General features: G+C 43.3%; 14 protein-coding genes. 7 read left to right on the forward strand and 7 right to left on the reverse strand.

Annotated features, from left to right (window positions below; genetic code table 11):
* The 6 genes from R7M72_RS03120 to R7M72_RS03145 all read left to right on the forward strand — a co-directional run bounded on the left by R7M72_RS03120 (position 1) and on the right by R7M72_RS03145 (position 5571).
* Positions 1 to 402 (forward strand): hypothetical protein, encoded by a 402-nt coding sequence (locus R7M72_RS03120; protein ID WP_042522468.1) that lies wholly within the window; start codon positions 1 to 3, stop codon positions 400 to 402.
* Positions 399 to 1289, forward strand: coding sequence for a hypothetical protein (locus R7M72_RS03125; RefSeq protein ID WP_042522467.1), 891 nt, complete (start codon positions 399 to 401; stop codon positions 1287 to 1289). Before R7M72_RS03120 ends, R7M72_RS03125 begins: the two co-directional genes overlap by 4 nt.
* The gene (locus R7M72_RS03130; RefSeq protein ID WP_042522466.1) at positions 1283 to 1756 is read left to right on the forward strand and encodes a hypothetical protein; all 474 of its coding nucleotides are present in this window, start codon (positions 1283 to 1285) and stop codon (positions 1754 to 1756) included. The genes R7M72_RS03125 and R7M72_RS03130 overlap by 7 nt, the downstream gene beginning before the upstream one ends.
* The gene (locus tag R7M72_RS03135) at positions 1753 to 3393 is read left to right on the forward strand and encodes a hypothetical protein (protein WP_318056029.1); all 1641 of its coding nucleotides are present in this window, start codon (positions 1753 to 1755) and stop codon (positions 3391 to 3393) included. The genes R7M72_RS03130 and R7M72_RS03135 overlap by 4 nt, the downstream gene beginning before the upstream one ends.
* A 234-nt stretch (positions 3394 to 3627) precedes the next feature.
* Entirely contained in the window at positions 3628 to 4161 is a 534-nt protein-coding gene (locus R7M72_RS03140; protein WP_042522464.1) for a hypothetical protein, read from the forward strand.
* Between the two features lie 780 nt (positions 4162 to 4941).
* Positions 4942 to 5571: a DsbA family protein gene (locus tag R7M72_RS03145; RefSeq protein ID WP_053304219.1), complete on the forward strand. Its 630-nt coding sequence runs from the start codon at positions 4942 to 4944 to the stop codon at positions 5569 to 5571.
* Between the two features lie 78 nt (positions 5572 to 5649).
* Here R7M72_RS03145 and R7M72_RS03150 read toward each other — a convergent pair whose 3' ends face one another.
* Positions 5650 to 6975, reverse strand: coding sequence for a Na+/H+ antiporter family protein (locus tag R7M72_RS03150; protein ID WP_017821192.1), 1326 nt, complete (start codon positions 6973 to 6975; stop codon positions 5650 to 5652).
* A gap of 28 nt (positions 6976 to 7003) precedes the next feature.
* Positions 7004 to 7648 (reverse strand): ribonuclease T, encoded by a 645-nt coding sequence (rnt, locus tag R7M72_RS03155; protein ID WP_005384888.1) that lies wholly within the window; start codon positions 7646 to 7648, stop codon positions 7004 to 7006.
* A gap of 341 nt (positions 7649 to 7989) precedes the next feature.
* On the opposite strand from rnt, the gene motY reads away from it, so the two are divergent.
* On the forward strand, positions 7990 to 8871 hold the full coding sequence (gene motY / locus R7M72_RS03160) for a flagellar protein MotY (protein ID WP_104975503.1): 882 nt from the start codon (positions 7990 to 7992) through the stop codon (positions 8869 to 8871).
* Positions 8872 to 8991: 120 nt separating this feature from the next.
* Here the strand turns inward: motY and R7M72_RS03165 are convergent, their stop codons facing one another.
* The 5 genes from R7M72_RS03165 to rsxG form a co-directional block, all read right to left on the reverse strand.
* On the reverse strand, positions 8992 to 9426 hold the full coding sequence (locus R7M72_RS03165) for a DUF2753 domain-containing protein (protein WP_005384886.1): 435 nt from the start codon (positions 9424 to 9426) through the stop codon (positions 8992 to 8994).
* Between the two features lie 150 nt (positions 9427 to 9576).
* Positions 9577 to 9993, reverse strand: coding sequence for a lactoylglutathione lyase (gene gloA / locus R7M72_RS03170; protein WP_005380739.1), 417 nt, complete (start codon positions 9991 to 9993; stop codon positions 9577 to 9579).
* A gap of 32 nt (positions 9994 to 10025) precedes the next feature.
* A complete protein-coding gene (nth, locus tag R7M72_RS03175) occupies positions 10026 to 10667 on the reverse strand; it encodes an endonuclease III (RefSeq protein ID WP_005380743.1) in 642 nt (213 codons plus the stop codon).
* Positions 10668 to 10731: 64 nt separating this feature from the next.
* On the reverse strand, positions 10732 to 11424 hold the full coding sequence (locus R7M72_RS03180) for an electron transport complex subunit E (RefSeq protein WP_005380745.1): 693 nt from the start codon (positions 11422 to 11424) through the stop codon (positions 10732 to 10734).
* On the reverse strand, positions 11424 to 12056 hold the full coding sequence (rsxG, locus tag R7M72_RS03185) for an electron transport complex subunit RsxG (RefSeq protein ID WP_193837606.1): 633 nt from the start codon (positions 12054 to 12056) through the stop codon (positions 11424 to 11426). The genes R7M72_RS03180 and rsxG overlap by 1 nt, the downstream gene beginning before the upstream one ends.
* Between the last annotated feature and the right edge of the window lie 3 nt (positions 12057 to 12059).

Consider the following 12059-nt stretch of genomic DNA (forward strand, 5'->3'; position numbering starts at 1 on the left):
ATGGATAAAGAGAAAATATATGGATTAGTGGGAACGGGGTGTTTTCAAGTTATCGGAGGTACCCCTCCGCATGGATGGATAGAGATCCCTTCACCACCCGAGAAGCTACCCGCTGTCTTACAATCAAATGGCATATGGACATATCCAGATGCAGTTCCTGGTCAAGAAGAGCCAGCCATTTTTGCTGAAGCAGAAAATCAATGGGTGGCACATGAAATGGTTTATGTGGATAGACAAGTCACATTACATGAAGACTCCGATCCTCGTTCTACGCTAACTGCTTCAGTTTGGAGAAGCTACCGGAGAGCGCTGCGCGACTATGTAAAGGATGGTGTAGTAACGATGGCCATTCGACCACAACGCCCTACGGAGAAATCCATGACAATTGAAGGCCGCTTATGACTTGGCACTTATCCCAATTAAACTGGCCAAGTTACTCGCAGAACATTCAAACCAAGGCTGAGTCAGTGACAGACGCAGTCGGCGCCGTAATGAATGAAGCGATTAACCGGTTAACCAACCATACAAGTGATGCCAATTACGGGCGTCACTCTTTAAGTGAAGAGGCGAGCGCTTTGCTTAAGCTGCGTAGTGAACTTCAATCCTTACTTGTCTCAGGAACCGTACTTACAGTGTCGCCATATCAGTTTCAAGTGGGGACCCGTTTGGACTCGGGGTGTTACCTCAATCCTAGTACTGCAATTAAAACGTTATCTAATAAGCTGCGGGATTACGCTGATAGGTACCGACCAAATGGCCATCTTCACGGTATTGCGATAATGGTAACGGCCTCTCAATTGAATCAATTCTCTCGGCAGCTCATTGAGCTTACATCATTGTTTCCAATGCCTGAGTGGTGCCAAGTCGCTAGGCAAAGCCATGCTTTAAATACCAATGACGTTGATAAGTTCCATCAACCTGCAGCGATCGCTCTACCACGCTTTAAGCCGATGGCTTTACTCAACGCTAACCCATTACATGATGCTTTACATTGGCAAGGTGCCCAAGTAGCTACGCTAGAGTCATTAGCAGACGATGACCATCACGTAATTGACAAGTTGCAGTTACTAGCAGCGAAACGCAATAAAAAGATGGAAGAAATCAAGGCTCAGCTCAACGCCCTGAAGAACTTGAAAGGAAGTATCTATGCGTTCTCCGTGGAGGGCAATGCGGAAAGTATAGCGACACGATTGAATCAAGCGGGAACGCCCAACAATCATCAATTTACATTAGCAAGCTTATTGCTTAGCTATGAACCTATGACGTTTTTTGAGGAGCTATTATGCTAGCTCTAGATGGTGTGCCAATTAACTTAGACTCGATGACCGTTGAAATGTCTATGGAGCTTAAAGACCAGGACATGAGTGGGCAGTCTTCTGGTACCGAGGTGGCAGAGCAAGGTGACAAAGGCAAAAAGCTTACCTTTAGTGGTCGTGTTCCATTCATTCGTATAGAAACACTGACCCAACTTTATGCGTTTGCTTCAGATAAAGATGAGTCGAATGCTAGGCGTATTTATCGAATCGGCAATGACATTGCGCTCGCACTTAAAATTCGCAATGTGAAGTTCACTGGACGTATTCAAGCAAGAGAACATGAAACTCTACAGGCTTGGAATGTATCTTTTGAGCTTCGGGAGTACAACAGTGTCGCCGAGCAAAAAGAGCAGCGGATTAAAGCGCAAAGCAAGCCAGAGCAGCGAGAGAATACTCGGTTGAAACAGGCACTCATCACCGCAGAGGAGGCGACTCAATGAAGTTAGAGAAGCGTTTGTATATAAGCGGCGAAGAAGTCAAATTGGCAAGTAACATGGTGAGCTTAAAGCTTTCTTTGGGTAGTGTGGCCATCTTTGAAATTGAAGCTACACAACCCTTGAAATTATTCGAGCCGGTGCGTTTTGATATTGGATATGAAAACAAAACGTCGCCTTGGTTTGAGGGCTATGTTGATAAAATCCAATCTACAGTCAATGGCTACCAAAAAATCACAGTAAAAGAACTGACAGGTATTTTGAGTAAACGTTGGTCTCTCAGTTTAGAGCATCCAAATGCCGAGCAAGTTATTGATGCGCTCTCTCACCTTACTGGTCTCGAGTTTTATCTACCCAATAAAGAATACATGAAGACCGCGATCCCAAACTTTGTTTGCCAGGGAACGGGTTATCAATGTTTAGAGCAGGTCGCTAAGGCTTTTTCTATTCCTGACTGTGTTTGGTTTCAACATACTGACCAGGTGGTTTATTTTGGCTCCTATCAAGATAGCCATTTCAACGACAAACCAATGCCACTACCTGAAGAGTTTACGAGTCGCCAAAATGGTAACAGTGTCACCTTTGTTCCGTTTCCTATGCTTAGACCAGGTCGGGTTGTGAATGGTAAGCGAGTCAATCGGGTTGACTTAATACAGGATGATATGACGGCGTATTGGAAAGCTGAACAGTCTGAAGTCATACCTAAAAAGCGAGAAACACTACAGCATTTTCCTGAATTAGCAGCAGGCTTTCACTTGCCAAAGTTCGGGCGAGTCGAAATGGTCAGAGACAGTGCGACGGCGGGTAAAGTATCTGACCCATTTCGGCCAAGACTCTCTGTTGATGTGCAAGTTCTAGATGAGAACTTGCAACCAGATAGTAACGTACCGGTTTATCGCTCGATTCCACTGCCAGTTAACATGAGCGGACATGAGTCCGGATTGTTAGCGTATCCATTAGAAGGGACATTGGTTGAAATTGCTTTCGCTTATGGTCGAAGCGATAGACCCATCATACGTGGCGTTTATGGACGTGAATATGCGCTTCCCTCAATAGAGCCTGGTGAACAACTACAACAGCAACGTGAAGAAGTGAGTTATCGAGTCGATGCCGCAGGAAATACAACACTGCAGACTGACCAAACTCAAAATCAGAGAGCGTTTGGTAAGTTAGACCAATTTGAACGGTATAAAGGTGAGTTTGGCCAGCATCAGCATTTTGTAAATGAGCACAGCACTGAAGAAGTGAATGGTAAGAAGCTCATTGAAGCGCTTGGCGCTATTAATTTGTTGTCAGGAGATGATCTGGTGTTAGGAAGCTTGGGTAACATGCAAACGGCTACCGCTGGAGAACTGATTGAGACCATCGGAAAATTTCGCCGAAGTATTGCCGCTGAGCACCAATGGCTTCAATCACCTAAGACTTGGATAGGCTCTAAGCAAGAGAATGTGTTGATTCTTTTATCGGAGCTAATGCAGGTGGTTAAAGAATTGGCCGACACTTTAGCAACGCATACGCACAGCGGTGTAGCACCAGGACGAGCAAGCACCAAAACACCAGTCCAAGCGAATGATATTGTTGGCCATGGGGAGGATAGTATGAAATTGAAGGGAAGACTCGAACCGATAACACAAACAAGCTAGTTGCCTAACGGGTGGGGGATAACCCACTTGGACTTTAATGTTGATAGCTTAACAATTGTTATCCATATATTAATTAGGCTTATTACCTTCTTATGCCATGTTTTTGATAGACAAAATAACCATTTTGTAGGGAGATTCGCTGGAATACTCCATTAAGAATAATAACTGTTTGAAATTATTGTTATTCTCTTTCCTATTTTTGTATTTAAAGAACCATTAATTAGGGGTAAGGGGATGACAATCAGTACTCTAGTAGTTGCAGTATTTGTAGTGGTGGGTTTGTGTCTCGCTTTTAAAAAAAGCACTCAAAATAAGAAGATCTATAAAATGTTTGAGGACTGGAATTGGTGGGTAGAAATTGTCAACGAAGACCACAAACCTTGGCTCTCTGGTAAGGTGGTTAGAAAATCGAAAAATTACCAGTTTGCTATCGTTGGTTGCTTGAAGAGAGATAGTTTAGATACGGAGTTATTGAATAATCTAGAAACTAAGTTTGGGGCATTGCCGGACTTTGTACCTTGCCAGTGTCTCATTCTAGACGCTTCAACGCTTGTGCTTGGGGGAGTCGAAGATGATAAAAAAGTTGCTGAGCTTTACCACTGTATCCCAACTAAACAATCAAGTTGCGTGAAGCTAGTTATTCAAGATTCAACCATTGTTCTTCCCGAAGACGATGAAGATCTGAACCAATTTGAGCTGCTATGGAGCTGCTCTGAAATGCAGTCCGTAGGACAAGGTGATGATGAAAGCAAGTTTAAGGCATATTAGCACACATAAAGAACTTGATTTTCACACAATCAACGCAGCCATACGGCTGCGTTTTTTTATGTTGGTCTCAAACTAAAGCTACAAGTCATATGGCGATGAACGGTTATGAACTCACGGGACACACTGAGCGGATGACAAAATCCGCACTCTCCTCACCCGCCTGCGAGGTTTTTCGATCAGTTTTTTTTCAGTTTTTGTGTACTGAAATTTAGTGGGGAGAGTTCCTAGAGTGTCTCGTAGGAAACCATATATATAGCGGGGCTTGCGAGAGAACAGAGCTACTTAGAGCCTAGACTGAGAGTGTTTTGAAAATTTCAAAGATTGAAAATATTTTCAGTAAATTCCAATTTTAACGATCTGGAAAGATCAAAATGATATTTGTAAGTGCATGAAAAATAAGTACTGTTCAGAATTTTGTGAGAAATATAGATGATCAGGTGAGCGAAGATAAGATCTGATTTAGAGGGCATAGAGCCTTACTCTATAAGGCTTTAGAGCGAATTATTAAGATAAAGCAGTTTTTCAATTTATGAGACGGTATAATTAAACTCAGATGTCAAAATCACTGTGCAGTTAACGGGACAAAACCGCTGTTTACGTGTTGATGAAGAAGAGGGGAACGAGTGAGTGCTGGACCTATATTGTTATCAGGGTTACAAGCAAAACTCGTTAACTCTTAAGCAGAAACCAAGCAATAAGATTTAAATGTGTCGCCACTTTATCGCCATTTATTATTCTTGTTTCATTTAACTAATTGATTTTATAGGTTAAAAAATTAAAGTGGATATAAAGCTTTACTACGTGCATGACCCAATGTGCAGTTGGTGTTGGGGTTACAAACCAACGCTGGATAAACTAAAACAGCAACTGCCAGGTGTGATTCAGTTTGAGTATGTGGTTGGTGGTCTTGCGCCAGATACTAATTTACCGATGCCGCCCGAGATGCAACAAAAACTCGAAGGTATTTGGAAGCAGATTGAGCGCCAGTTAGGCACTAAGTTTAACTACGATTTCTGGAAGCTTTGTACGCCAGTTAGAAGCACTTACCAATCTTGTCGTGCGGTTATTGCAGCGGGCTTTCAAGATTCTTATGAGCAGATGCTAGAAGCGATTCAGCATGCGTATTACTTACGTGCGATGCCTCCTCATGAAGAAGCCACTCACTTGCAACTAGCGAGAGAAATTGGCTTGAATGTTCAGCAATTCAAGAATGATATGGACGGCTCTTTCTTAGAGGGTGTGTTCGAAGATCAATTGAGCCTTGCAAAGAGCCTAGGTGTGAACTCTTACCCTAGCTTGGTTCTTAAAATTAACGACGCTTATTTTCCGATTGCCATCGATTACCTGTCGACAGAACCAACCTTGAAGCTGATTCGTGAGCGTATTATTGACAATATGCCAGCGCAATAACCTCAGTTATGAATAACAAAAAGCCGCTCATTGAGCGGCTTTTTCGTAACTAAATGTATATCCATCCAAACAATAGTATTAAAGCACCATTGCTGCAATCCAACCAAAGATGATTAGAGGGATATTGTAATGGATAAAGGTTGGAACGACTGTTTCCCAAATGTGCTCATGTTGACCGTCGGCATTTAGACCAGATGTAGGGCCTAATGTAGAGTCAGAAGCTGGAGAGCCTGCATCACCTAACGCAGCTGCAGTACCTACCAGTGCAATCGTTGCCATCGGCGAGAAGCCGAATGCTAGCGCAAGAGGAACATAGATAGTTGCAAGGATTGGAATCGTAGAGAACGATGAACCAATGCCCATTGTTACTAATAGACCAACGATCAGCATCAGTAGTGCAGCTAGAGGCTTATTGTCACCGATGCTGGTTGATAGCGATTGTACTAGTGTTTCAACACCGCCAGTTTGCTTCATTACTGCTGCAAAACCTGCCGCTGCAATCATGATGAAGCCAATCATTGCCATCATGTGTACACCTTTAGTGAACACGTCGTGCGTCTCTTTCCATGCGATAACGCCGCCGAAAGTGAACACCATAAAGCCAGCTAGAGCACCGATAATCATTGAACCCGTGTAAAGCTGAACACCCAAAGCAGCGACAATACCAAGTGCCGCAACTAAGATGTGCTTTTTATTGATGACGTGATCGGTTTCGTCAACGACAGTCAACTCAGTTTCTTTGTAGACACGCGGTTTACGATAGCTCACAAAGATAGCCAGTAATAGACCAAACAGCATTCCTGCACCTGGCAGTAACATGGCGGTTGGGACTTGGCTTGCAACCACGTTTTCCAAACCGTTGTCATGTAGGTTCTTTAATAGAATGTTGTTTAAGAAAATACCGCCGAAACCAACAGGTAAGATCATGTAAGGTGTGATCAAACCGAAGGTAAGAACACACGCGACCAAACGTCGGTCGAGTTTAAGTTTCGCAAATACGCCCAAAAGAGGTGGAATCAAAATTGGAATAAAGGCGATATGGACCGGAATTACGTTCTGAGATGACATAGTGACAAGAACGAGCGCGACTAACACCGCGTACTTTAACCCGGTAGTTGACGCCGAGTTTTCTTTACCATTTAAGCGCTTGATAACACTTTTGGCCAGTAGATCCGTGATGCCTGATTTTGAGATGGCAACAGCGAAAGTACCTAACATGGCGTAGCTTAGCGCGATAGTTGCACCGCCACCTAGACCACTTTCAAATGCGGCAACCGTATCCCCAAGGCTCATGCCTGCGACTAGGCCGCCTACGATGGCACTAAACGTGAGGGCAACCACCACGTTTACGCGCATCAATGCTAACACGAGCATGACGCACACTGATATAACGACAGGATTCATACTTTTCCTAATATGTTGTGTTTACTTATTATTCTTCGTCGACAAGCGGCCAACCGCCGAGGGCCTTCCATTTGTTGACAATACCGCAGAATAATTCTGCTGTTTTTTGTGTATCGTAAAGCGCAGAGTGTGCTTCACGGTTATCAAATTCCATCCCGGCTGTTTTGCATGCTTTAGCGAGAACTGTTTGGCCATAAGCAAGGCCACTTAATGTAGCCGTATCAAAAGTAGCAAAGGGATGAAAAGGGACTCTTTTTAGTTTACAGCGTTCATTTGCCGCATTTACAAAACCCAAGTCGAATGCTGCGTTATGAGCAACCATAATTGCACGTGAGCAATCTGCGGCTTTTTGTTCTTTGCGAATAAGCTTATAAATTTCCTTTAGCGCCTCTTGCTCAGAAACAGCACCTCGAAGAGGGCTGAAAGGGTCACGAATACCATTGAATTCAAGCGCTTCTTTTTCTAAGTTAGCGCCTTCAAATGGTTCCACATGAAAATGAATGGTGGAGGCCGGATGCAACACGCCATGTTCGTCCATTTTCAACGTAACGGCACAGATTTCTAAAAGTGCATCAGTTTGAGCATTGAAACCAGCGGTCTCAACGTCTACTACCACAGGGAAATAACCACGAAAGCGTTTTTTCAAGGTTAGAGCTTCATTTTCTAGTGTCATGTTGGCTTATTTTTGTGTGACGAAGGCTGCATTATTGCAGATTATACCGATGAGAAAAACCGCAATTTAAGAGAAAACCGGAATTCTATTTTGCATCCAATCAATAAGTTTGTATTGCATATTATGTAGACGTTTATTCGCCATACTTTGCATCATGTAAACCGATAAAACATGAGGAAGTAAAACGCTAAGTGGCGGTTAAGGTGATTGGAACACGGTGGCTCACATTAATGGCAGTGTGACAGATAACCCTATATTGGCGAGATTTTTGCATGCCGGTTGAAGTAATTTTATTGATGCAAATTGACGGCAACAGACTGCCGTTTAAGAGACAGTATTAGATGAAGAAATGGCTGATTACCAGTGGTGTTGTATTTTCGTTGTTTAGCACAAGCAGCTTCGCTTTGATGGGCAAACGTTATGCTGCAACTCCACAGCAATCTCAATGGGAAATGGTGGTCAATACACCACTAGAATGTCAGCTTGTACACCCCATTCCAAGCTTTGGAGATGCGGTATTTTCATCTCGTGCAAATAAAAAAATCAATTTAGACTTTGAGTTAAAAATGCGTCGTCCGATGGGAGAAACACGTAACGTCAGTCTCATTTCTATGCCGCCACCTTGGCGACCAGGTGAACACGCCGATCGAATTACAAACCTAAAGTTTTTTAAACAGTTTGATGGTTATGTCGGAGGGCAAACAGCATGGGGCATGTTGTCTGAGCTGGAAAAAGGCCGTTATCCGACTTTTAGTTACCAAGATTGGCAGAGCCGAGATCAGAGAATTGAAGTCGCATTGTCATCAGTACTGTTTCAAAACAAGTACAACGCGTTTAGCGACTGTATTTCCAACTTATTGAAATACAGTTTCGAGGACATTGCTTTTACGATTTTGCACTACGAAAGACAAGGTGATCAGTTAACCAAGGCTTCTAAAAAGCGTTTATCACAAATTGCAGATTATATCCGACATAATCAAGATATCGATCTCGTGCTGGTGGCGACGTACACAGATTCAACCGATGGTAAAAGTGCGAGTCAAAGTTTATCAGAGCGACGTGCAGAGTCACTTCGTGATTACTTTCAGTCTCTAGGGCTACCGGAAGATCGAATTCAAGTGCAAGGGTACGGCAAGCGTCGTCCTATTGCAGATAACGGTTCGCCAATAGGAAAAGACAAAAACCGCCGAGTCGTGATATCTCTAGGGCGAACCCAAGTGTGATGCATATAAAAACGCCGAAGCTGAAAGCTTCGGCGTTTTTGATTTACTGACGTTGTTAATAATATTTTAGTGGTATTTTGCCAAGCACCTTTCGGTGATTCTTGCTGTATAATTTGAATGTTAGTTTAAGCGGAATTTGGCAATGACTTCGCAATTGGTTGCGGTATCTATTTTTTCAACCTGTTTGGCAATAGCCGGATTAGGGTGACGCTTCATAAAGTCTATCAACGCCTTAGTACAGCATCCTATCGAGTCGATAAAGCTTGCACACTCTTTATTTGGGCATTGTGGGATAAGTGTTAAGACTTTCTCAGAGGCCAGTTGAAGGTATTTGAGTTCATAGTCAGTATCTCCAGCCCAACGCCAGAACTGAGCTAAGTTATGACAAGAAATCACAGAAATTAATAATCGCTCGTCCGCCTCAATTTCCACACATTCGCTGATATCTTCACTCAGGCTTAGGGCTTGCTGGTAATGAAGAATGCTGCGAACAGGGTCATCTAGTTGAAGTGCCGTATCGGCTAGAAGTGTGTGTTTTTCCCATTCACTGATCATTATCGTAATCCCGCATATCGAAGTTGCGGATAAATCTAAACGATAACTATTATCAAGTAAAGAGTTTTGTTTATAAAAGGACAGGCAGATCGCAGACCTGCCTGTAATCGGAGTTCAACTTGCAGTACAAGTGATTATTAGAAGTGCCGCTTAGCCTTCAAGACCTGCTGAAGCTTGCTTGTTTTGAATAAGCTCAATCATATAACCATCTGGGTCTTTTACGAATGCAATGTGCGTGCTTCCGCCTTTTACTGGACCTGGCTCACGAGTCACATTACCGCCCGCCGCTTTGATAGCGTCGCAAGTTGTGTAGATATCATCAACACCAATGGCGATATGACCAAAAGCAGTACCTAGGTCATACTCAGTTTTACCCCAGTTGTAAGTCAGTTCGATCACTGCACCTTGGGATTCGTCACCATAACCAAGAAACGCTAGCGTGTATTCGTACTCTTTATTTTCGTTAGTACGAAGCAGCTGCATGCCCATAACTTCAGTGTAAAACTTGATGGATTTGTCTAGATCACCTACGCGAAGCATAGTGTGGAGAATTCGACCGTTTGACATTTTTTGCTCCTAGCTTTGATTTACAAATAGCGTTAGCTATCTGGGTATACTTTCTCTTTATATTCGCACAAATCTTCGATAATACAGCTACCGCAGCGAGGCTTTCTTGCTACGCACGTATAACGACCATGAAGAATGAGCCAGTGGTGCACATCGAGTTTGAACTCTTTTGGCACAACTTTTAATAGCTTTTGCTCGACATCATCAACCGTTTTGCCCATTGCAAACTTAGTACGATTCGACACGCGATAAATGTGCGTATCGACGGCAATGGTTGGCCAACCAAAAGCGGTGTTGAGCACGACGTTTGCGGTCTTGCGACCTACGCCTGGTAGCGCTTCTAACGCTGCACGATCTTCAGGAACTTCACCATTGTGTTTTTCCAACAAGATCTTACAAGTCTTGATTGTGTTTTCTGCCTTTGAGTTAAACAAACCGATGGTCTTTATGTATTCTTTTAAGCCATCGACTCCCAAATCAAGAATGCTTTGAGGTGTATTCGCTACAGGGAAAAGCTTGTCGGTGGCTTTATTGACGCTTACATCGGTTGCTTGAGCTGATAGTAATACAGCGATTAGCAGCTCAAAAGGGGAGCTCCAGTTAAGCTCAGTTTGAGGATTCGGATTGTTTTCTCGTAATCGCTCAAGAATTTCGATTCTTTTTATTTTGTTCATTGCTGACTTCCAATACCGTCTCTGCGGTTTATGAAAAAGGCTCCTATGACAGAGCCTTATCTTGTTATGCGTTAGTGACGCGAGCACGTTCTATGGTTGGTTTTTCTTCTTTTGGTTGACGTGCCTGAATTGAATTATCTATGACATTTTTGAGCGCTATCAACAGCCCAACACCGATAAATGCACCAGGTGGGAGAAGCGCTAACAGGAAGCTATTGTCAAATTGGAAAACTTGAATCCGTAGAGCTGAAGCCCAGTCTCCTAGGAGAAGGTCTGCTCCGTCGAATAGTGTGCCATTACCAATTAATTCGCGCATGGCACCTAAAACAACCAAGACGCTCGTCATACCAAGGCCCATCCACAAACCATCTAGCGCAGCGGGTGCAACATCATTTTTTGACGCGTAAGCTTCTGCTCGGCCAATAATAATACAGTTCGTTACAATCAGAGGAATAAAGATACCAAGAGACAGGTATAAACCATACGCATAGGCATTCATTAACAACTGAACGCAGGTAACGAGTGAGGCAATGATCATCACGAATACAGGTATACGGATCTCTTTTGGCACATAGTTACGAATAAGAGAAACCGTGACGTTGGATCCAACTAGCACGAGTAAGGTTGCAATACCAAGACCTAATGCATTGGTTATCGTGGAAGAAACCGCTAGCAGTGGACATAAGCCCAGCAGTTGTACGAGAGCGGGGTTATTACTCCACATACCGTTTTTCATCAGTAATTTATTCTCATTCATTACTGCTCTCCTTCACAGCCTAACGGCTGGCTAAGAATGTCTTCACGAGATTGGTTTACGTAGTTAACGGTATTTCGCACGACTTTTACGACGGCTCTTGGCGTGATCGTTGCACCAGTAAATTGATCGAAATCTCCGCCATCTTTACGAACTTTCCACGAATTCCAATTGTTTTCCGTGACTTGTTTTCCTGTAAAGCTCAGGATCCAGTCTGTGACACGAAGATCGATTTTATCGCCCAGACCAGGGGTTTCTTGGTGGTTTAGGACGCGTGTCCCCAAAATATTGCCCTGATTATCAATCCCAGTAATTACTTTTATCTCACCATTGTAGCCATCTGGCGCGATAGATTCTATTGCGATTGCTGTTGGTTCACCATTCTTCGTGGCGAGGTAGGCTGGCATCGCACGTAATGTCCCCAGATCTGGAGACGTGACCATTGTACAAGCTTGCGCGAGTGCGTTGTCATGCATGTTTTCTGGAATGACTTGATTCAAAACAGAAAGTAATTGTTTTTGCTCTTGTACCTTGATTTGGTCTTTTGTTAGGTACTGAGTAAGGGCGACTAATCCGGTTGTTGCACATGCAAATATCGCGAGTGTCAGACCATTTTTTCTAATAGCGGTTAACATGTT

Source organism: Vibrio sp. YT-18, from assembly GCF_033337345.1.
GTDB classification, from domain to species: Bacteria; Pseudomonadota; Gammaproteobacteria; order Enterobacterales; family Vibrionaceae; genus Vibrio; species Vibrio alginolyticus.

Bases quoted from the DNA above. Each gene is read 5' to 3' on its own strand.
- R7M72_RS03120 (WP_042522468.1), top strand. From the start codon at position 1: ATGGATAAAGAGAAAATATATGGATTAGTGGGAACGGGGTGTTTTCAA.
- R7M72_RS03125 (WP_042522467.1), top strand. From the start codon at position 399: ATGACTTGGCACTTATCCCAATTAAACTGGCCAAGTTACTCGCAGAAC.
- R7M72_RS03130 (WP_042522466.1), top strand. From the start codon at position 1,283: ATGCTAGCTCTAGATGGTGTGCCAATTAACTTAGACTCGATGACCGTT.
- R7M72_RS03135 (WP_318056029.1), top strand. From the start codon at position 1,753: ATGAAGTTAGAGAAGCGTTTGTATATAAGCGGCGAAGAAGTCAAATTG.
- R7M72_RS03140 (WP_042522464.1), top strand. From the start codon at position 3,628: ATGACAATCAGTACTCTAGTAGTTGCAGTATTTGTAGTGGTGGGTTTG.
- R7M72_RS03150 (WP_017821192.1), bottom strand. From the start codon at position 6,975: ATGAATCCTGTCGTTATATCAGTGTGCGTCATGCTCGTGTTAGCATTG.
- rnt (WP_005384888.1), bottom strand. From the start codon at position 7,648: ATGACACTAGAAAATGAAGCTCTAACCTTGAAAAAACGCTTTCGTGGT.
- motY (WP_104975503.1), top strand. From the start codon at position 7,990: ATGAAGAAATGGCTGATTACCAGTGGTGTTGTATTTTCGTTGTTTAGC.
- R7M72_RS03165 (WP_005384886.1), bottom strand. From the start codon at position 9,426: ATGATCAGTGAATGGGAAAAACACACACTTCTAGCCGATACGGCACTT.
- gloA (WP_005380739.1), bottom strand. From the start codon at position 9,993: ATGTCAAACGGTCGAATTCTCCACACTATGCTTCGCGTAGGTGATCTA.
- nth (WP_005380743.1), bottom strand. From the start codon at position 10,667: ATGAACAAAATAAAAAGAATCGAAATTCTTGAGCGATTACGAGAAAAC.
- R7M72_RS03180 (WP_005380745.1), bottom strand. From the start codon at position 11,424: ATGAATGAGAATAAATTACTGATGAAAAACGGTATGTGGAGTAATAAC.
- rsxG (WP_193837606.1), bottom strand. From the start codon at position 12,056: ATGTTAACCGCTATTAGAAAAAATGGTCTGACACTCGCGATATTTGCA.